This window comes from Kribbella sp. CCNWLW201 (genome assembly GCF_037203805.1).
Classification (GTDB): Bacteria; Actinomycetota; Actinomycetes; order Propionibacteriales; family Kribbellaceae; genus Kribbella.
Genome location: NZ_JBBCBQ010000002.1, coordinates 487,163 through 506,306 on the forward strand (window position 1 = coordinate 487,163; position 19,144 = coordinate 506,306).

Annotated in this window: 20 protein-coding genes; 9 read left to right on the top strand and 11 right to left on the bottom strand. The window is 68.0% G+C overall.

Going from position 1 to position 19,144, the window contains the following annotated elements; all coding sequences use genetic code 11:
• Positions 1 to 100: 100 nt before the first annotated feature.
• Positions 101 to 799: a demethylmenaquinone methyltransferase gene (locus tag V9K99_RS12105; RefSeq protein WP_337002229.1), complete on the bottom strand. Its 699-nt coding sequence runs from the start codon at positions 797 to 799 to the stop codon at positions 101 to 103.
• A gap of 142 nt (positions 800 to 941) precedes the next feature.
• Between V9K99_RS12105 and V9K99_RS12110 the strand changes: the two genes are divergently transcribed.
• Positions 942 to 2,204: an isochorismate synthase gene (locus tag V9K99_RS12110; protein WP_337002227.1), complete on the top strand. Its 1,263-nt coding sequence runs from the start codon at positions 942 to 944 to the stop codon at positions 2,202 to 2,204.
• A 2-nt stretch (positions 2,205 to 2,206) separates the two neighbouring features.
• The gene (locus V9K99_RS12115) at positions 2,207 to 2,827 is read left to right on the top strand and encodes an MBL fold metallo-hydrolase (protein ID WP_337002225.1); all 621 of its coding nucleotides are present in this window, start codon (positions 2,207 to 2,209) and stop codon (positions 2,825 to 2,827) included.
• A gap of 142 nt (positions 2,828 to 2,969) precedes the next feature.
• Here V9K99_RS12115 and V9K99_RS12120 read toward each other — a convergent pair whose 3' ends face one another.
• The gene (locus V9K99_RS12120) at positions 2,970 to 3,473 is read right to left on the bottom strand and encodes a GNAT family N-acetyltransferase (protein ID WP_337002223.1); all 504 of its coding nucleotides are present in this window, start codon (positions 3,471 to 3,473) and stop codon (positions 2,970 to 2,972) included.
• Positions 3,470 to 4,300: a GNAT family N-acetyltransferase gene (locus tag V9K99_RS12125; protein WP_337002221.1), complete on the bottom strand. Its 831-nt coding sequence runs from the start codon at positions 4,298 to 4,300 to the stop codon at positions 3,470 to 3,472. Before V9K99_RS12125 ends, V9K99_RS12120 begins: the two co-directional genes overlap by 4 nt.
• Before the next feature lie 57 nt (positions 4,301 to 4,357).
• On the opposite strand from V9K99_RS12125, the gene V9K99_RS12130 reads away from it, so the two are divergent.
• The 4 genes from V9K99_RS12130 to mptB are packed head-to-tail and all read left to right on the top strand — an operon-like array spanning position 4,358 to position 8,335.
• Complete coding sequence (locus V9K99_RS12130) at positions 4,358 to 4,987, top strand: PadR family transcriptional regulator (RefSeq protein WP_337002219.1); 630 nt, start codon at positions 4,358 to 4,360, stop codon at positions 4,985 to 4,987.
• Positions 4,988 to 5,038: 51 nt separating this feature from the next.
• Complete coding sequence (locus tag V9K99_RS12135) at positions 5,039 to 6,025, top strand: ATP-binding cassette domain-containing protein (RefSeq protein WP_337002217.1); 987 nt, start codon at positions 5,039 to 5,041, stop codon at positions 6,023 to 6,025.
• Complete coding sequence (locus V9K99_RS12140; protein WP_337002215.1) at positions 6,022 to 6,786, top strand: ABC transporter permease; 765 nt, start codon at positions 6,022 to 6,024, stop codon at positions 6,784 to 6,786. Before V9K99_RS12135 ends, V9K99_RS12140 begins: the two co-directional genes overlap by 4 nt.
• Before the next feature lie 49 nt (positions 6,787 to 6,835).
• Positions 6,836 to 8,335, top strand: a complete 1,500-nt coding sequence (gene mptB / locus V9K99_RS12145; RefSeq protein WP_337002213.1) for a polyprenol phosphomannose-dependent alpha 1,6 mannosyltransferase MptB — start codon at positions 6,836 to 6,838, stop codon at positions 8,333 to 8,335.
• Here mptB and V9K99_RS12150 read toward each other — a convergent pair.
• The 4 genes from V9K99_RS12150 to menE all read right to left on the bottom strand — a co-directional run bounded on the left by V9K99_RS12150 (position 8,221) and on the right by menE (position 12,757).
• Positions 8,221 to 8,871, bottom strand: a complete 651-nt coding sequence (locus V9K99_RS12150; RefSeq protein WP_337002211.1) for a hypothetical protein — start codon at positions 8,869 to 8,871, stop codon at positions 8,221 to 8,223. The genes mptB and V9K99_RS12150 overlap by 115 nt on opposite strands.
• A 228-nt stretch (positions 8,872 to 9,099) precedes the next feature.
• The gene (gene menD, locus V9K99_RS12155; RefSeq protein ID WP_337002210.1) at positions 9,100 to 10,740 is read right to left on the bottom strand and encodes a 2-succinyl-5-enolpyruvyl-6-hydroxy-3-cyclohexene-1-carboxylic-acid synthase; all 1,641 of its coding nucleotides are present in this window, start codon (positions 10,738 to 10,740) and stop codon (positions 9,100 to 9,102) included.
• On the bottom strand, positions 10,737 to 11,669 hold the full coding sequence (locus V9K99_RS12160; RefSeq protein ID WP_337002208.1) for an o-succinylbenzoate synthase: 933 nt from the start codon (positions 11,667 to 11,669) through the stop codon (positions 10,737 to 10,739). Before V9K99_RS12160 ends, menD begins: the two co-directional genes overlap by 4 nt.
• Positions 11,666 to 12,757 (bottom strand): o-succinylbenzoate--CoA ligase, encoded by a 1,092-nt coding sequence (gene menE / locus V9K99_RS12165; RefSeq protein WP_337002206.1) that lies wholly within the window; start codon positions 12,755 to 12,757, stop codon positions 11,666 to 11,668. The genes V9K99_RS12160 and menE overlap by 4 nt, the downstream gene beginning before the upstream one ends.
• 63 nt (positions 12,758 to 12,820) lie before the next feature.
• On the opposite strand from menE, the gene V9K99_RS12170 reads away from it, so the two are divergent.
• Positions 12,821 to 13,693 (top strand): 1,4-dihydroxy-2-naphthoate polyprenyltransferase, encoded by an 873-nt coding sequence (locus V9K99_RS12170; protein ID WP_337002204.1) that lies wholly within the window; start codon positions 12,821 to 12,823, stop codon positions 13,691 to 13,693.
• Positions 13,694 to 13,927: 234 nt separating this feature from the next.
• On the opposite strand, the gene V9K99_RS12175 is transcribed toward V9K99_RS12170, so the two are convergent.
• The gene (locus tag V9K99_RS12175) at positions 13,928 to 15,049 is read right to left on the bottom strand and encodes a PLP-dependent cysteine synthase family protein (protein WP_337002202.1); all 1,122 of its coding nucleotides are present in this window, start codon (positions 15,047 to 15,049) and stop codon (positions 13,928 to 13,930) included.
• A gap of 82 nt (positions 15,050 to 15,131) precedes the next feature.
• Here V9K99_RS12175 and V9K99_RS12180 point away from each other — a divergent pair, with 82 nt between their 5' ends.
• Both V9K99_RS12180 and V9K99_RS12185 read left to right on the top strand, forming a co-directional pair.
• Positions 15,132 to 15,353: a hypothetical protein gene (locus tag V9K99_RS12180; protein WP_337002199.1), complete on the top strand. Its 222-nt coding sequence runs from the start codon at positions 15,132 to 15,134 to the stop codon at positions 15,351 to 15,353.
• Entirely contained in the window at positions 15,350 to 16,366 is a 1,017-nt protein-coding gene (locus V9K99_RS12185) for a M48 family metallopeptidase (protein ID WP_337002197.1), read from the top strand. The genes V9K99_RS12180 and V9K99_RS12185 overlap by 4 nt, the downstream gene beginning before the upstream one ends.
• 69 nt (positions 16,367 to 16,435) lie before the next feature.
• Here the strand turns inward: V9K99_RS12185 and V9K99_RS12190 are convergent, their stop codons facing one another.
• The 3 genes from V9K99_RS12190 to V9K99_RS12200 all read right to left on the bottom strand — a co-directional run bounded on the left by V9K99_RS12190 (position 16,436) and on the right by V9K99_RS12200 (position 19,143).
• A complete protein-coding gene (locus V9K99_RS12190; protein WP_337002195.1) occupies positions 16,436 to 18,004 on the bottom strand; it encodes an MFS transporter in 1,569 nt (522 codons plus the stop codon).
• A 59-nt stretch (positions 18,005 to 18,063) separates the two neighbouring features.
• Positions 18,064 to 18,666, bottom strand: a complete 603-nt coding sequence (locus tag V9K99_RS12195; protein ID WP_337002193.1) for a TetR-like C-terminal domain-containing protein — start codon at positions 18,664 to 18,666, stop codon at positions 18,064 to 18,066.
• 225 nt (positions 18,667 to 18,891) lie between these two features.
• A complete protein-coding gene (locus tag V9K99_RS12200; protein WP_337002191.1) occupies positions 18,892 to 19,143 on the bottom strand; it encodes a DUF4229 domain-containing protein in 252 nt (83 codons plus the stop codon).
• Between the last annotated feature and the right edge of the window lies 1 nt (position 19,144).

The window sequence follows — 19,144 nt, forward strand, 5'->3', positions numbered from 1 at the left end:
AGCCTCGTCACCCGACAGTCTAGGACTGCCTGACGCGGACACGAAACCGGCCCTGAATCCCTTGGAGGCAACCGATTTATGTGCTGTTTCTCTTGCGAAATTAAGCCGGCTTGACCGCACGATGAATGGCGACCAGACCGCCGGTGAGATTGCGCCACTGGACCCGGGTCCAGCCGGCCGCCTCGATCGTGCGCGCCAACGGCTCCTGCGCGGGCCAGGCGCGGACGGACTCGGCCAGGTACTCGTACGCGTCCGGGTTGGTCGACACCGCCTTCGCCACCACCGGCACCGCCCGCATCATGTACTCCAGGTACGCGATCCGGAACGGCTTCCAGGTCGGGTGCGAGTTCTCCAGTACGACGAGCCGCCCGCCCGGCCGGGTCACCCGAAGCATCTCCTGGAGCGCGACGGTGACGTCGTTCACGTTCCGCAGCGCCCACGAGATCGTCACCACGTCGAACGTGTCGTCGGTGAACGGGAGCTTCAGCGCGTCGCCCGCGATCAGGTCGAGCTCGGGGTAGCGGCGCTTGCCGACCCGGAGCATGCCGACCGAGAAGTCGCACGACACCACCTCGGCGCCGGCCTCCCGCAGCTTGATACTCGACGCACCGGTCCCGGCGGCCAGATCGAGGATCTTCATCCCCTTCCGCGGCGCGATCTCGGCGAACGTCTGCGGCCGCCAGTGCAGCTTCTCCAGCCCCATCGTGGCCACCGCATTGGTCCGGTCGTACCCCTCGGCCACGTTGTCGAACATGGCCGCCACGGCATGCGGTTCTTTGCTGAGATCTGCGCGGGTCACCTGTCTAGTTGATCACGGCTGCGACAGGCGCCGAAATTCGCTGGACATCGGGCAGGCATACGCTTGCATCTCGTGAGTGCATCTCCATGGAGTGAGCCGGCCATCGAGACCCGGGGGCGGGCCGCGAACGAGGAGTGGTGCCGTGAGCTTGTCTGAGCCGGTCGGGAGCCAGGCTCCCCATCTGGTGATTCGCAGCCAGCGAGTCGACGGGGTGTCGGCACAGCTGATGGACCATCTGCCCGCCGAGGGCGGCCTGGCCTGGGTACGACGTGGCGACGGTCACGTCGGCTGGGGCGTCGCCGCCCGCCTCGACGTTGCCGGTAGCAACCGCTTCCAGGACGCGGTGACCTGGTGGCGAGACCTGGTCGGGGCCGCGGTGGTCCGGGACGAGGTCGGCGTACCAGGGTCCGGACTGGTCTGCTTCGGGTCGTTCGGGTTCACCGACGACGACCCGAGTCAGCTGGTCGTGCCCGAGGTGATCGTCGGCCGCCGCGGCGGGACCACGTGGGTGACCACGGTCTCGCCGGCGAGCTCGCTGGCCGCGCCGCCGGAGCTCGTCACGCACGAGCCGTCACCGGTGCACGACATCGCGTTCGCCGACGGCGCGCGGTCCGGCACCGAGTGGTCGAGCATCGTCGCGGACGCGATCAAGCGGATCACCGCCGGCGAGCTGGACAAGGTGGTGCTGGCCCGCGACCTGATCGCGATCGCCGAGCAGCCGATCGACCTGCGCTGGCCGTTGCGCCAGCTCACCGCGGCGTACCCGAACTGCTGGACGTTCTCCGTCGACGGCCTGATCGGCGCGACCCCCGAGCTCCTGGTACGACGGGAGAAGGGGCTGATCACGTCCCGGGTGCTGGCCGGGACCATCCGCCGTACCGGGGACGACGCGCACGACCTCGCGTTGGCCGCGTCGCTGGCCCGGTCCAGCAAGGACCTGGAGGAGCACGAGTACGCCGTACGGTCGGTGGCCGAGGCGCTCAAGCCGCACTGCAAGTCGATGAACGTGCCCGAGACGCCGTTCGTCCTGCACCTGCCGAACGTGATGCATCTGGCCACCGACGTCGCCGGCGTCGCCGCGAACGGCGCGAACGCTCTCGGCCTGGCCGCCGCGCTGCACCCGTCCGCGGCGATCTGCGGTACGCCGACCCCCGTCGCGCGCGACCTGATCGGCGAGATCGAGGGGATGCAGCGCGGGCGCTTCAGCGGCCCGGTCGGGTGGATGGACGCGGCCGGCGACGGCGAGTGGTGCATCGCGCTGCGCTGTGGCCAGGCCGATCCGGACGATCCGCGCCGGATGCGCCTGTACGCCGGCGCGGGCATCGTGGCCGGCTCCGATCCGGTCGCCGAACTGGCCGAGACGAACGCCAAGCTGGTTCCGATGAGAGACGCGTTGGGAGACTGACTGTGAAGCTCACCAAGTTCGCGCATGCCTGTGTCCGGCTGGAGAAGGACGGCAAGGTCCTGCTGGTCGATCCGGGAACGTTCAGCGAGGACGCCGTGTTCGAGCGCGCCGACGCGATCCTGGTCACGCACGAGCACCCGGACCACCTCGACGTCGAGCGGCTCAAGCTGCTGGATGCGCCGGTCTACACCAACGCCGGCGTCGCCGCGCAGCTCGCGGACCTGGGCGACCGGGTCAGCGTGGTCGCGGACGGACAGTCCTTCGACGCGGCCGGTTTCGCGGTGCGTGCCTATGGCAAGGACCACGCGGTGATCCTGCCGGAGCTGGGTGTTCCGTGCGAGAACGTCGGCTACCTGATCGAAGACGCGGTCTACCACCCGGGCGACTCGTTCACCCAGCCCGACCGGTCCGTGCACACCACCCTGGTCCCGATCTCCGGTCCGTGGTTCTCGCTGCCGCCGGCGATCGAGTACGCCCGCGCCATCAAGTCCGAGCAGACCATCGGCATCCACGACGCCCTCCTGAGCCCGGTCGGCCTCGGCATGATGAAACGCTTCCTCACCGAACGCGGCGGCCACCCCTACCTCGCCCTCACCCCCGGCGAATCCACCAACCTCAACTGACATTCCCATGCAGCGGGCGCCGTCCAGCCTGGCTGCAAAACGACAGGACGCATACGCCCACTGGCGACCACTCCCCGCCTGAACCCACCGGGTATCCGACCCGATCGCCGGACACCTCCTGTCGAACTGCACCGTGAGCGCGTCAGGCAAAGGCGTAGTCGACGAAGTCCTGGATGGGGCGGTAGCCGATGGCGGCGTAGATCTTGTTGGAGGTGGGGTTGGCCAGATCGGTGGTCTGCTCGACGAACTGGTCGAGTTTGTGCAGGCGACTCCGCTCCGATTCACGGCAGCTCCTGCCGGTCCTCTCCGCATACAACTCAGCGAACGCACAAGCCGCATCCGCCGGTCCGGAGACCCCGATCGACCGCGGTGAAGCGCCGGCCAGCGGGTCGACCACCACCGGCACCAGGTCGATCGGCAGGCTCCCCAGGTTGATCCCGCGCAGCGCCGTACTCAGCACCGCGCCGACCATCTCGTCGCCGTCGTGCACGGACACGAACACCGGCGGCTCCGGGTCGGCCAGGATGCCGTGGACGCGGTCGGCGGTGTTGCTCAGAATCACCGTGTTGAGGACCGGATCGCGTTGCAGGAAAGGGAAGACGAGTTCCTTGAACGTGGCCGGGTCGCTGGTGGTTCGGACGATCATGCGGGGAACTCGAGGTCGACGAAGTCGGCGACCGGGCGATAGCCGGCCACGTGGTAGATCTTGTTCGAGGTCGGATTGGCCAGGTCGGTGTAGAGGCAGGCCTGGTTGCCCTGCGCAAGGATCTCGGCGGACACGTGGCTGGTGAGCGCACCGGCGTACCCGTGCCGGCGGCGCTCGGGCGGTGTGTAGACCGGCCCGACCCGGCAGACACCGAAGAGCGGGCGGTGGTACCCGACCATGCTCACCGGCTCGCCGCCGGTCTCCCAGATCCACATGGTCTTGTTCTTCAGGTGGTCCTTGGCCCAGTCCAGGTAGTCACCGCCGAGCTCCTCCGCGAACCCGTCCTTCGCCCAATCCGCGACCAGCTCGATCTCCCCGTCCGTCATCAGCCGAGGTGAGCCGTCCGCCGACAGCGGTGTCAGCGTGCCGAGCTTGTGAAGGCGAGTCGCCTTGCTCTCGGTCGCCGTACCGCCTCGCCGCTCGCACCAGCGGTCGGCGAACCGCCGGGCGGCCGGGCGATCACCGGCCACGCCGATCTGATCAGCGAGTACGTCGAGATATGCATCGGCGACCGCCTCGGCGTACTCGGCCTGCAGCGCGCCGAGGTACACCATCCGCCCCGGGGTCCGCATCGCCGCGCCGACCACCTCGCCGGATGCGTCGTGGACCGAGACGTAGTACGACGGCTCACCCTCCGAGCGGTACGTCCCGGCGGCGCGCTCGTGGACGTTGCTCATGATGATCGTGTGCAGCACCGGATCCTGTTGCAGGAAAGGGAAGACCGTCTGCTCGAAGACGGCCGCGTCACTCGTCACACGCACATCCATGCCTCCGGAGACTACGCCTGCAGACCCGCAACGGTCGCCCGGATTTACACTGCGGCTATGTCCACCACGCGGTTGCTGCTGCTCGGGGTCGTGCGGATCTTCCAACCGGCCTACGGGTACCAGCTACGCCGCGAGCTGCTCACCTGGAACGTGCAGGAGTGGGCGAACATCAACCCCGGCTCGATCTACACCGGTCTGCGGACGCTGGCCAAACACGGCTATCTGCAAGAACTCGAGGAAGGGCCTGGGCACCGGCCCGGGCGTACGTCGTACAAGCTGACGGCCGACGGTGACACGGAGTACTTCACTCTGCTCCGCGAGATGTTGTGGACCGTGGATGGGTTCCACCCGGACCGGATGCAGGCAGCACTCAGCTTCCTGTGGTCGCTTCGGCGGGACGAGGTGCTGGCCGCGATCGAGGCGCGGATCGTCCAGCTCGAGCAGCGCAACAAGGCACAGCCGTTCTCGGAGCGCCAGATCCTGGAGGAACCCGGGACGCCGAACCACGTGGTCGAGATGCTCCGGATCGTCGACGCCCGCGACCGCGGCGAACTCGAGTGGACCAGGTCCTTCCGCAACCGGATCGCCGACGGCGCCTATTCGTTCGCGGGCGAACCGGCCGACTGGACGCCGGCCCCCGGCATGGTCACGCACTGGGGTGAGATCCCCGAGCCGCCCGAGAGCTGACGATTTTAATCAACATTGACTATTCAAAGTTGATTAGCAAGACTTGATCGCATGATGATCGAAGCGCGCGGACTGGTGCGTACTTTCAAGACCAAACGGGGGCCGGTGCAGGCCGTGCAGGGGGTGGATCTGGATGTCGCCGACGGGGAGATCGTCGGCTTCCTCGGGCCGAACGGGGCCGGCAAGACCACCACGATGCGGATGCTGGCGACCCTGATCACGCCGACCGCCGGCACCGCGACGGTGGCCGGCTGTGACCTGGCCAAGGACCCGGTCGGGGTCCGCCGCGGCATCGGGTACGTGTCGCAGAGCGGCTCGACCCTGCCGGAGGCGATCGCCGGCGACGAGGTCGTCGACCACGCCCGGCTGTACGGCGTACCGAAGGCCAAAGCCGCCGCGGACGGGCAGCGGCTGTTCGAGGAACTCGACCTGCCCGGCCTGTGGCGGCGGCAGTGCAAGACACTGTCCGGCGGCCAGCGGCGCCGCCTCGACATCGTGATGGGGCTGATCCACGACCCGAAGCTGATCTTCCTGGACGAGCCGACCACCGGCCTCGACCCGCAGGCCCGGGCGAACCTCTGGCAACACATCCGCGGCCTGCGCGACCGCGGTGCGACGATCTTCCTCACCACCCACTACCTGGACGAGGCGGACGCGCTCTGCGACCGGATCCTGGTCATCGACCACGGCAAGATCGTTGCCGCCGGCACCCCGGACACGCTGAAGCAGCAGGTCTCCGGCGACGCGGTCCGGCTCAGCCTCGCCGACGCCGGCCAGGCGCCTGCGGTAACCAAGATCGTCCAGGAATTGGATGGCGCGACGGCCTTCGAGACCGACGGTGACGTGGTCGGTTTCCGGGTCCCACGTGGTGGTTCGGTGCTGCCTGGCCTGCTCCGCCAGATCGATGCCCAGGGCATTGAGTTGGCCGGAGTGGAGGTGCACCGCCCGACGCTGGACGACGTGTTCCTGACCATGACCGGCCGCTCGCTCCGCGACGAGGATGCCCCGGCGGAGACCGAGAAGGAGGCGGTGGCATGACCACGCTTCGTGAGACGTGGATCGTTTTCCATCGTGCGATGCGGCTGACGCTGCGCAACCCGATGTGGGCGATCCTGATGCTCAGCCAGCCGCTGATGTACCTGTTCCTGTTCGGTCCGCTGCTGAAGCCGATCACGGCACAGATCAGCGAGGGCGCGACCACGAACGCCTACCAGGTGTTCATTCCCGGCCTGATCGTCCAGCTCGGCATGTTCGGCGCGATGTTCGTCGGCTTCGGCCTGATCGCGGAGTACCGGGCCGGCGTGATCGAGGCCGACCGGGTCACCCCGGCCTCCCGGATGGCCCTGATGGCAGGTCGGGTACTGCGGGATGTCGTCGTACTGGTCGTGCAGACGCTGGTACTGCTGGTCGCCGCGATCCCGCTCGGCCTGCGGGCGCCGTGGGGCGGCGTACTGCTGTCACTGGTGATCGTTGCCCTGCTCGGCGCGACGTTCGCATCGCTGTCGTACTCGGTCGCTCTCATCACCAAGAGCGAGGACGCGCTGGCCCCGCTGCTGAACGGGATCGCGATGCCGCTCCTGCTGCTGTCCGGCATCCTGCTGCCGATGCAGATCGGCCCGACCTGGCTGCAGCGACTGTCCGACATCAGCCCGCTCAAGCACGTGGTGAACGGGGTGCGGGCGCTGTTCCGCGGCGACATCGACAACAGTTCGTCGCTGTGGGGTCTGTTCTGGGTCGTACTGCTGACCATCGTCGGGCTGACGGTCGGCGCAAGGACCTTCCGCAAGGAATCCGCGTAGGTAAGGCGTTGTTCATCGGGGAGTCGCCCACGGCCGTTATTTTGCGGCCATGCGCTCGCCGATGGTCCGTGGGGTGGTCGGCTCCGTCGTAGTCGCCGTGGCGAGCCTGGTGACGTCGGTGGTGCCACCCTCCTCGTGGGTGGCGTCGTTCCCGATCACCGGCGAACTGCGGACCACTCTGCCCGGCCGGATGGTCGGACTGTCGTTCATGGTGGCCGGGCTCGGGCTGATGGCCTGGGCCTGGCTGTCCGTGGGCCGGCAGGTCATGGCCGGGCTACGACCTCCAGTACTGCGCATGACGGCGTACTGGAGCCTGCCACTGCTCCTGATCCCGCCACTGTTCAGCCGGGACGCGTGGAGCTACGCCGCCCAGGGTGCCCTCGTGGCGGAGGGTTTCAACCCGTACGACGTGGGCCCTGGCGTACTGTCCGGCCACATCGTCGAGGCCGTCGACCCGATGTGGATGCAGACGCCAGCGCCGTACGGACCACTACCTCTCGCGTACGGCGGTCTGGTCGCGCGACTCACCATGGACCCGTACGTGCTGATGCTGGCGCACCGACTCCTCGCCGTGCTGGGGATCGTCCTGATCGCCTGGGCCGTGCCACGGCTTGCGAGGGCGTGCCGCGTGGACCCGGTCTTCGCGACCTGGCTGGTGGTCGCCAACCCGATGCTGATCACCCACGGCATAGGTGCCGCACACAACGACATCCTGATGCTCGGACTGGCCTGCAGCGCGTTCGCACTGGCCCTGACAGGCCGGTGGGGTACGGCGGCAGTCGTGGCAGGAGCCGCAGCCGCGGTGAAGCTGCCTGGTGGGCTGGTGGTGATCGCGATCGCCGCAGTGATGAGTCCCCTGGCCGGACGGGCTCTTCGCTTCGCCAGTCTGGCTATAGCCGGCGCGGTGTCGGTGCTCACGCTGGTGACCATCGGTGAACTGACCGGTGTGGGCTCCGGCTGGCTCGGCGCCCTCGACGTACCCGGATTGGTCCGCTCACCCTTCTCCATCGCGAACCTGATCGGCATGGCCGCGTCCGGCGTACTGGGCTGGCTGGGCGAAGACACCGCCGCCGAACAAGCCCTCCAGATCGTCCGACTGGTCGGAATGATCGGAGCCGTCACGCTGATCGCCGTACTGAGCCTCCGCTCGTCCATCCACCACGCAGCCCGCGCAGTAGGCATCGCCCTACTAGCCGTCGTCTTGCTAGGCCCCTCAGCCCACGACTGGTACTTCCTCTGGTGCCTACCATTCCTAGCCGTAGCCCGCCCCGGCCGCCGCCTCACCACCACCATCACCGCCATCAGCCTCATCTTCACCCTCGCCGCCCCCCTCAACTCCTCCCTCCGAGGCGCCACCATCCCCATCCTCACCACCACAGCCCTGGTAATCGCCGCCATAGCCCCCCTCCTCAACCACCTCCGCACGCTGCACCCTCAGCTGGGCGGCAGAGGACGGCCGGACAAGACGGTAGGGACTCGCGTGGTGGACTCGATCCGAACGCGCAGCAACGGCGAGATCCGGCCCGCGACGTCGAGCACCCGCCGGTAGGCACCTGCCAGGTCCTGAAGGTGGATCGGCTCGTGGTGTGCAATCCGGTTGCGCAGTAGTCGGAGCTCATTCAGCTCCGAGTGCAAAATGCCACGACGCACCGGCCCTTCGAACGCGGCGTGCAGGCAGGGCTGCCAGAGCCGGCGGTTGTACTCGGCGGCAAGCAACGACCACCAGAACCCGAAGCTCAGCTCGGCGATGACTTTGCCGTGCACCTCCACACGCCGGCCACGAGTGGCACTCATCCGTGCGACGGCCACCTTCTGCCGGGTCGACGGAGTCAACCGGACCTGAGGATCGAGATACCACGGCAGGTTCGTCTGTCGTCGCCGCGACCAGTCGGCCAGCCTGCGGTCCATCGCGTTGCGCAGACCGATTTCGACGTAGTGCAACGACTCGTAGAACGCTCCGCTGATCGAGGAGTTCCATTCGTACAGCCGCAGCGCTTGCTCGGCGTCGCCGGCTGACGCGGCAAGGTACGGACGCAGGCGAGGGCGCGAGAGCAGATCGTCGATGGTCCAGGACGGGGATGCCACAGCTGGCCTTCCTTGCGGTGAAAGGGATTTGCCGCGCTGTGGTCCGTGCACTAGCCTGGAAGGCAAGTGAGAGCCCCGGGATTCACGGCGTACCGGCTTCGGCCAGGGAAACCCCCCGGGGCCTTTCTCTTTCTTCTGCGGGTGTTCTGAGCCCATCAGCGCGAAGCGCAGCCTAGCTCTCCATCACCCCGGCAGCCTGGTCCTTCCGGCTGTCCTGTGGATAACCACCTACAGCTGGGTTAGGGCGTTGAGTAGGGCTTCGGTGAGCGGTCGGTGGGTGGTCCTGGGGAGGCGGGCTTCTACTACGGAGAGGCCGGCGACTGTGGGGGTTAGGGCGGCGCGGAGGGCATCCGGGGTTTCGGCCAGGGTGTAGGGCGTGTTGCTGGCGGTGCACAGCGCTGACAGGTCGGTGTTGTGGGGGGTGCCGAAGATGCGTTCGAAGTGGGTGGCGTGGGTTGGGTCGCCTTGTTCGAGGGTGGAGAAGATGCCGCCGCCGTTGTCGTTGACGACGACGATGCGCAGGTCGGGGCGGGCTTCGTCGGGGCCGATGATGAGGCCGTTGGCGTCGTGCAGGAAGGCCAGGTCGCCGATCAACGCGTACGTCGGTCCCGCGTTCGCCAGCGCGGCTCCGACAGCCGTCGAGATGGTGCCATCGATCCCGGCCAGGCCGCGGTTGGCGATGGTACGGATCGGGACGACGGGGGCGAGGTCGAGATCGCGGACCGGGTTCGAAGAAGCGACCACGAGCATGCCGTCGGCGCCGACCGCTTCGCCGACGATCGCCGCGATCCCCGGTCCGGTGAGGCCGTCGGCGAGGATCTTGTCGATCACGGGACGGGCCAACTGGTCCGCATGCTGCCAGCGTTCCAGCCAATCGGTGGTGTCGTGGCCGGAGACCTCCAGCCCGGTGACGACGGCCGACGCGCGCCGGGCCGGGTCCGGCCACAGCCCGGTCGGCGCGACCACGATCACCTCGACGTCAGGCCGCGCCAGCAGCTTGGCGATCGGCCGCGACAGCGTCGGATGCCCGAACACCAGCACCCGCTCGATCTCGCCCGCCAAAGAGTTTGCCTGGAGCAACAACCGGTACGCCGAAATGACCGCGGGACCTGTCCGTGCCCGGCTGGACGGCTCGGCGAACAACGGCCAATGACCAGCTTCGGCAGCCAACCGCGCCGCCTGCGACGCCCCGTCCCCCGCAACCACCACAGTCTTCGGCCCAGGTGCGACAGCCGACGGCTGACCAGCTGCGGCATGCACAGCAGTCCAAGGCCCAGTACTGCGACCATCCAGCGACTCTGGCCAGTCCGGCCCGTCCGTAGGCACCAGCGGCTCAGCCAACGGACAGTTGAGCTGCACCGGCCCCGGATCCGCTGACCGGGCTCCCACTGCTTCAGCCACGGCCCGTGCGATCTGCGAGCGCCAGTACGCCACCTGGCCGACCTCACGGACCGGCGTACCCATCTCATGGAACAGCCGCACCGCAGACCCGAACACCTTCAGCTGGTCCGTCGTCTGATTGGCACCGCTCCCCCGCAACGCCGGCGGCCGGTCGGCGCTCAGCACGATCAACGGCAACCCGCTGTGCGACGCCTCCAACACGGCCGGGTGCAGGTTCGCCACCGCCGTACCGGACGTCGTCACCACCGGCACCGGCAGTCCGGTCCCGCGGATCAAGCCGATCGCCAGGAATCCCGCCGTACGCTCGTCGATCCGGACGTGCAGCCGCAGTCGTCCGTCACGATCAGCAGCAGCCAGTGCCAACGCCAGCGGCGCACTGCGCGAGCCCGGTGCGACCACGGCCTCCCGTACGCCGCAGCGGATCAGCTCGTCGACGACCACAGTCGCAAACGCCGTGGACGGGTTCATCCGGCACTCCTCTTCTGCACGCGGCTCATGCGCTCTTCCCACACAGCAGTCCTGGCTGCATCCGCCCGGGCCGCTTCCAGCAAGGCAGGGTCCGGCTGCACAGTCTTCACCGGCAGGAAGCCGTCCACCGGCAGCAGGGGCTCAGCAACGACATCACTGGTGAACATCGACACCGTGGCCAGCCCACACGCGTAGGGCAGCTCCGGAAGCGCAGCAGCAAGCGCAACCCCAGCAGTGATGCCGACCGACGTCTCCAACGCCGACGACACCACCACAGGCAGTCCCAGCTGCTCAGCGATCTCCAAGCACGCACGCACTCCACCGATGGGCTGCACCTTCAGTACGGCGATGTCCGCCGCCTCCAGCTTCTTCACCAGCATCGGATCCTCGGCCCGCCGGATCGACTCGTCCGCAGCCACGGGTACGTCGACCAGCCGTCGTACCGCGGCCAGATCCTCCACGGCCGCACAGGGCTGCTCGACGTACTCCAGATCGAATCGCTGGAGCTCCTTCAAGCACCGCACTGCTTCGTCAACCGACCAGCCGCCGTTGGCGTCGACACGCACCCGCCCCGACCCGATAGCGTCCCGCACGGCCTCCACACGTTCCAGGTCGTCCGCCAACGTCTGACCCGGCTCAGCCACCTTCACCTTGGCAGTGCCACACCCAGACGCCCGCACGATCTCTGCGGCAACCTCCGGCGTTACTGCAGGCACAGTGCAGTTCACCGGCACGGCGGAACGCACCGGAGCCGGCCACCCGTCGACAGCCGCTTCACGCGCAGCCTGCAGCCAGGAGACACACGTGTCGTCGTCATAGTCCAGGAACGGACTCCATTCGGCCCAGCCCGCGGGACCCTCGAAGAGCATGCCCTCGCGCACGGTGATCCCGCGGAACTTGTTCTTCAAGCCGATCGAGTATGTGATCACCGCACGGCCTCCAGCAGCCTCTGGCGATCAACCTTGCCCGAGGCAAGCATCGGCAACTCGCTCAACCGGATCACCTCGCGCGGCGCCCAGGTCCGCGGCAGCGTCTCGGCAACGTAGTCACGCAGCTCGTCCCGTCCGGGTTCACCGACGACGAAGGCGACCACTCTGGTGCCCCACTCCGCGTCGGGCACGCCCAGAACCGCGGCGTCCTTCACGTGGGAGTGCTCGAGCAACCGCGCCTGCACCGACGGCAGCGTCACGTTCACGCCACCGGAGATCACCACGTCGTCCAGGCGCCCGATCACCTGCAGCCGTCCGTCAACCAACTGCCCGCGGTCCTGCGTCCGGAACCACCCGTCACGCAGCACTTCCGCAGTCAGCGAAGGCTGGAGCCGGTACCCGGAGAACAGCGTCGGCCCTTTGATCAGGATCCGCCCGTCATCGAAGTCGATCGACGTCCCCGCCAGCGGCTCACCGGCGTACACACACCCGCTGGCCGTCTCCGTCATCCCGTACCCCGGTACAGCGGTGACTCCGGCCTCAGCGGCCCGAGCCTTCAGACCAGGTGGTGTGGCAGCCCCACCGATGATGATCCCGTCGAAGGAGCGCAGTGCATCCAGGTCCGTCTCCAGATAGCGGGCCAGCTGCGTCGGCACCATCGCCGTGTAGCGCCGTACACCTGTCATCGACGCGGCAGCCGCGCTGAAGCTCTCTTTGAGGATCACCGGCGCCAGGCCGGCGAGCACCGACCGGGTGAGGATCTGCAGGCCGCCCACGAAGTACGGCTTCATCGGCAGCAGCCACTGCCCCGGTCCGCCCAGTCGGTCGTGTGTGGCGGTGGCAGACGCGATCAGCGCCTCCCGCGACAGCAGCACACCCTTCGGCTCACCGGACGACCCGGATGTGGTCAGCATCACGGCACAGCCGTCCTCCAACGGCTCGTCCGGTTGCGCGGCGCGCCGGACCCGGGCGGCATCCGCCGGATCGGGTGGCAAGGGTGCGAACGCCGTACCACTGCCATCCAGTACGTCGGTAAGCGCGGACAGCACGGCATCCGGCGTACCGGGGACCAGGCGCAAGGTAGACATGTCAGCAACGAGCGTACGGCCCGGCCGTGACCGCCCCACCCGCGGCTGACACAATCGGCAGTCATGGCCACCCCTGCCCAGTGGATCGAAGGCGCGCGCCCACGCACGCTGCCCGCCGCGATCGCTCCTGTCCTCGTCGGAACCGGTGCAGCCGCCTACCTGGACGGCTTCGTCTGGTGGAAGGCCCTGCTAGCTCTCGGCGTCGCTCTGGCCCTGCAGATCGGGGTCAACTACGCCAACGACTACAGCGACGGCATCCGCGGCACCGACGAGAACCGGGTCGGTCCACTGCGCCTGGTCGGCTCCAAGGTCGCCACTCCGGGACAGGTGAAGACCGCAGCCTTCACCTGCTTCGGTGTGGGCGCCGTACTCGGAATCATCCTGTGCGCGACCTCCAACTGGTGGCTGCTGATCGCAGGAGCGGCCTCACTGGTCGGTGCGTGGTTCTACACGGGCGGCAAGAAGCCATACGGCTACAGAGCGCTCGGCGAGGTCAGCGTCTTCCTGTTCTTCGGCCTGGTCGCCGTACTGGGCACTACCTACGTGCAGGCGGAAACACTGAGCTGGACAGCACTAGCCGGTGCCGTAGCCATCGGCTCGATCGCCTGCGCACTACTGGTCGCCAACAACCTGCGCGACATCCCGACCGACACGGTGACGGGCAAGCGCACACTGGCCGTCGTACTGGGCGCGGCCCGCTCACGCCAGCTGTACGCCGCCCTGATCGCCCTGGCCTTCATCCTCGCAGCCGTCTCAGCTCTCGCGACCCCGTGGACCCTCCTGGCGTTCATTGCGCTCCCACTGGCCGTCAAAGCAGTCAAGGTAGTCGTCAGCGACGCAGTAGGCCCGGCACTCATCCCCGTCCTGAAAGCCACCGGCCTAACCGAACTGGCCTACGCCATCGGCCTAGCAGTAGGCCTCACCCTCGGCAGCTAACTGACCCACGCGTGCCACGCGGCCACTCCTTCGTCGTGTCCACTACGCCCGCTCCCGCCCACCCTCCGGCTCATCGCCGCCGCATCCTCGCCGGGCTACCGCCCGAGAGGTCTTTGCAAGAAGCGTTGAGCACGCCGGTCTCGCTCCGGCGGGCGGTAGCCCTCAAGGAAAGTCGGGTGGGCGGGAGCGCGCGTAGCTGGCGCGACGCAGGAGCGACTGCGTAGCACGCGGGGGTTAAGCGCCCGGCTCGCGCCAGCGGCCGGTGGTGGCGAAGGTTTCGAGGGTGGTCATGTAGGGGGCGATGTCGATTCCGTTGGTGCGGAGCCAGGCGTCGTCGTAGTACGTGTTGCCGTAGCGTTCGCCGCTGTCGCAGAGCAGGGTGACGATGCTGCCGCGGGCCCCGGTGCGGCGCATTTCCTCGGCCAATCGCAGGGAGCCCCAGAGGTTGGTGCCGGTCGAGCCGCCGACCAGGCGGCCGGTGACTCGGGAGCAGAAGCGCATGGCGGCGATCGAGGCGGCGTCCGGGACCGAGATCATCCGGTCCACGACGCCGAGCACGAACGACGGCTCGACTCGCGGCCGGCCGATTCCCTCGATCCGCGACGGGCGGCCGGTGGAGAAATCGTCGGCACCGGCCTCGTACCCCGGAAAGAACGCCGAGTTCTCCGGGTCTACCACGCACACCGAGGTGTCGTAGCGCTGGTAGCGGACGTAGCGGCCGATGGTGGCCGACGTACCGCCGGTGCCGGCGCCGACCACGATCCAGGTCGGGATCGGGTGCTGCTCGAGGCTCAGCTGGCCGAAGATCGACTCGGCGATGTTGTTGTTGCCACGCCAGTCGGTGGCGCGTTCGGCGTACGTGAACTGGTCCATGTAGTGGCCGCCGGTCTCCTCGGCGAGCCGCTTGGCCTCGCCGTAGATCTGGCCGGACCGCTCGACGAAGTGGCAGCGGCCGCCGTAGAACTCGATCAGCTCGACCTTCTCCGGGCTGGTCGAGCGCGGCATCACCGCGATGAACGGGAGGCCGAGCAGGCGGGCGAAGTACGCCTCGCTGACCGCGGTGGAGCCGCTGGACGCCTCGATCACGGTGGTGCCCTCGCGGATCCAGCCGTTGCACAGCGCGTACAGGAACAGCGACCGGGCCAGCCGGTGCTTGAGCGAGCCGGTCGGGTGCACGGACTCGTCCTTGAGGTACAGGTCGACCCCGGTGAGCTCGGGCATCGGGAACACGTGCAGATGTGTGTCCGCGCTCCGGTTCGCGTCGGCATCCACGATCCGGATCGCCTCGGAGACCCAGGCTCGCGCCTTGTCGTCGCGCCGATCAACCTCACGACACACCGCGTCAACCTCACTCATGCGGGCCAGGCTAGATGCTAAGGACCGGATTTGAGTATTCCTACGCTCGGTCACCGGCTCGTCCCCGGGAACGATGAGACGCATGATGCCGATGGGTCCGATCGAGTTCACCCCCGCCGAAGTGACGCTCCTCCTCCTGGTCAGCTCGCTGCCGATCCTGCTGCTCGCCGTACTGCTCCGGCGCTACGACCGTCCCGCCGCCCCGGTGACCTCCGACCGGCCCAATCCGTGGGTTCGGCCGGGCGACCCCGGGGGCGAGCTAGGTTGGGGGGACATTCCGACCGGGCAGCAGGGGGAGCGATGAGCGAGCACGAAGAGCGGCCTACGCGGCAGCGGGCGACGTTGACGGACATCAGTTCGCGGGCGTGGGAGCACCCGGCGGACCGGGGCGCGCTGGTGGCGCTGCGGCAGCTGAAGGGGTTCGACTTCGTCCTGCGGAAGCTGTCCGGGCTGATCAACGAGCGGGCCTTCCGGCTGCAGTTCCTCGGCTCGGCGATCCGGGTCGACGAGCGGCAGTTCCCCACCGTGCATCGGCTCTACACCGAAGCCGGTACGACGCTCGACGTACGCCAACTGCCTGAGCTGTACATCACCAACAGCCCGATCTGGAACGCCGTCACCATCGGCATGGACAAGCCGTTCATCGTCGTCAACAGCGCCTTGCTGCAGGGCCTGGACGAGGAGGAGCTGCGGTTCATCCTCGGTCACGAGCTCGGCCACGCGCAGAGCGGGCACGCGCTCTACCAGACCCTGCTGCTCTGGCTGATGCGGCTCACCGGCGCGGTGAACTGGCTGCCGATCGGTGCTCTCGGCATCCGTGCGATCATCGCCGCCCTGCACGAGTGGTCCCGCAAGGCCGAGCTCTCCGGCGACCGGGCCGGCCTGCTCGCCGTACAGGACCCGGCCGTCGCGCTGCGCGTCCAGATGAAGCTGGCCAGCGGCGGTCAGCTCGCCGAACTCGACACCACCGCGTTCCTGGCGCAGGGAACGGAGTACGAGAGCGCCGGCGACCTGCGCGACAGCGTGCTGAAGCTGCTGCTGCTCGAGGCGCAGTCGCATCCGTTTGCCGTCATCCGGGCGCACGAGCTGCGGCGCTGGGTGGACGAAGGTGAATACACCCGGATCGTCTCCGGCACCTACCCGAAGCGGCAGGACGACGCCACCGCATCGATGACGCAGGAGGCGAAGAACGCGGCGAAGTCCTACTCCGACGCCTTCGCCCGGTCCCAGGACCCGCTGGCCAAACTCCTCCGCGACATGGGCGACGGCCTCGGCGGCGTCCGCGACTGGGTCTCCACCAGGTTCCCACCCCGCTGATCCGTCCCTGGACAGACGAAGGGCCCGCTTCCCCCTCCCGGGGAAGCGGGCCCTTCGAGCTTCAAGCGGTCAGCCCATGTGGACCGGGCCGGACTGGCCGTCAGTGGCCAGGTCCTTGTGCTTGATGGACAGGCCGACGATGGTGACGACGGCCGCACCCAGCATCAGGAACGTCGACCAGAGGAACGCGCGGGTGAACCCGTGCGTGGTGGCCACCGCGGTGAACTGTCCCTCGAGCTGCTTCAGCTGCTCGGGCGTCGAGCCGTCCTGAGCCGCCTTCTGCAGACCCGGAGCCAGCTCGGTGAACTTGTCCTTGATCGCGTTGGCGGAGATCGTGCCCAGCAGCGCCAGGCCGACCGCACCACCGATCTGCTGGACAGTGTTCAGTACGGCGGATCCGACCCCGGAGTCCTCGTTGGCGACCCCGCTGACCGCGGTCAACGTGAGCGGCACGAAGATCAGCCCCATCCCGAACGACAGCAGCAGGATGAACGGCAGCAGATGGGTCAGGTACGTCGAGTCCACTGCCAACTGGCTGAATCCGAACATGCCGCCGGCCACCAGCACGCCACCGGCACCGGAGATCCAGCGCGGGTCCATCTTCGCCACCAGCGTCGAAGCGACCTGCGCCGCGGCCACGATGCCGACACTGAACGGCAGGAACGCGAACCCGGTCTTCAGCGCGCTGTAGCCCATGATGTTCTGCACGAAGATGCCCAGGAAGTAGAACATCGAGAACATCGCCGCACCGACGACCAGCATCACGAAGAAGCTGATCCCGCGGGTCCGGTTCGCGAGGATCCGGAACGGCATCAGCGCGTGCTTCGACCGCGCCTCGATACCCAGGAAGACCGCGAGCAGGCCCAGGCCGCCGAGGATGAACAGCAGCGTGAGCGAGTCACCCCAGCCGTCCGTCGCCGCGTGGGTCAGGCCGTAGACCAGCGAGGTCAGACCCAGCGTCCCGGTGATCGCACCCGGCAGGTCGAACTTGCCGGTCTGGCGCTCCGACTCACCCAGGAAGCGGAAGGCGAGCACCGCGACCAGCAGGCCGATCGGGGTGTTGATGAAGAAAGTCCACCGCCAGTCCGCCTCGGTCAGCGCACCGCCGAGGATCAGGCCGACGGCCGCGCCGGCGCCGGACATCGCGGCGTACACGCCCATCGCGCGGTTGCGCTCCTTCCCGGCCGGGAAGGTGGTGGTGATCAGCGCGAGTGCGTTCGGCGAGGCGGCAGCGGCCGCGAGGCCCTGCAGGATCCGGCTGGCCAGCAGCACGCCCTCACTCTGGGCGATACCGCCGACGAACGATGCCACACCGAACAGCACGACACCGAACACGAATACCTTGCGGCGGCCGAGGATGTCCCCGATCCGGCCGCCGAGCAGCAGCAGACCACCGAAGGCCAGCGCGTAGGCGTTGACCACCCACGGCAGCGTGGCGTTGCTGAAGCCGAGCTCAGTCTGGATGTGCGGCAACGCGATGTTGACGATGGTGCCGTCCAGCACCACCATCAGCTGCGCCATGCTGATCAGCGCGAGCGCGATACCTAGATGGCGGTGGCCGTGACCGTTGCCGGCCTCGGTCTCCGAGTCGACCGGCCGGTTCTCCGGCGGATCGGCCTTGACGACGTCTTCGGACATGAATATTCCCCTCTTGGGCGTAACTACGTTTGATTGCTGCGGACCGGCCCCTCAACCGGTCAGCTCGCCTGCGACCCCCGCGCCGCAGGCAGAATCACGTGATCGATGACGCGGAGGATCAGCTCGTCGGTGGGCGGGACGCCGAGGATGTAGGCGTGGTGCACGATCACCGCCGGCAGCGTCACCGACAGCAGCTCCACATCGACCTCGGCCGCGATCTCGCCACGCGCGACAGCGCGCTCGTAGACCTTCCTGGTCAGGTCCAGCCGGGGCGCCAGGAAGCGCTCCTGGAACGCCTTCTGCAGCTCCGGGTCCCGGTGCAACGCGGTGACCAGGCCGGCGATCACCGACATCGGCATCTCGTCGGTGAAGCCGCCGTCGCCGCACGACATCGAGATCAGGTCACCACGCAGGCTGCCGGTGTCGACGTCCTCCGGCAGCGGGCAGCCCTTCGCCCGGCTGATCGCGTCGACGACCAGGTCGGCCTTGGTGGACCAGCGCCGGTACAGCGTCGCCTTGCTGGCCTTGGCGGCCGTCGCCACCGCGTCCATGGTCAGCCGGTCGTACCCCAATTCGGCTACCACGGTCACGGTCGCGTCGAGGATCTCCTCCTCGCGACCACCCTCGACCCGGGGCCGATGCCGTACACCTGCTGACTCCACCACTGATCACCCTGCGTAGATAACTCGTCACCGATAGAACGAAACGGTTTCGTTTCATCCATCACTCTACGACTCACGTGAAGGAATGCACAAAGGATTTTCGCAGGATTTCTGGAGTGGCATAGCTCACTCTCCGTACCAGTCGAACACTGGTACGGCGTTCTCAGGCGAAGCCGCCCGATCGGGCAAGCGAACGGGCCGGCGACCGGCCCGGGCTACCGCCCGTCAGTCCTCGTCTTCGGCAGTGCGGGACTGCTCGATGCGGTGGGCCATCTTCTCCGCGCGGTGCTCGATCTTGCCGGCCAGCCGGTCGCGGGCGGCACGAAGGACGAAGATCGACAGGATCGACGAGACGATCAGGGCCAGCAGCAACAACGGGAAGATGGTCAGCCAGTTGTTCAGAGCGAACCACAGCACGGCAAAGCAGACAGCGAACAGAGCCGCCCGCAGCCCGGTGTAAATCGCGAATTCCTTCATC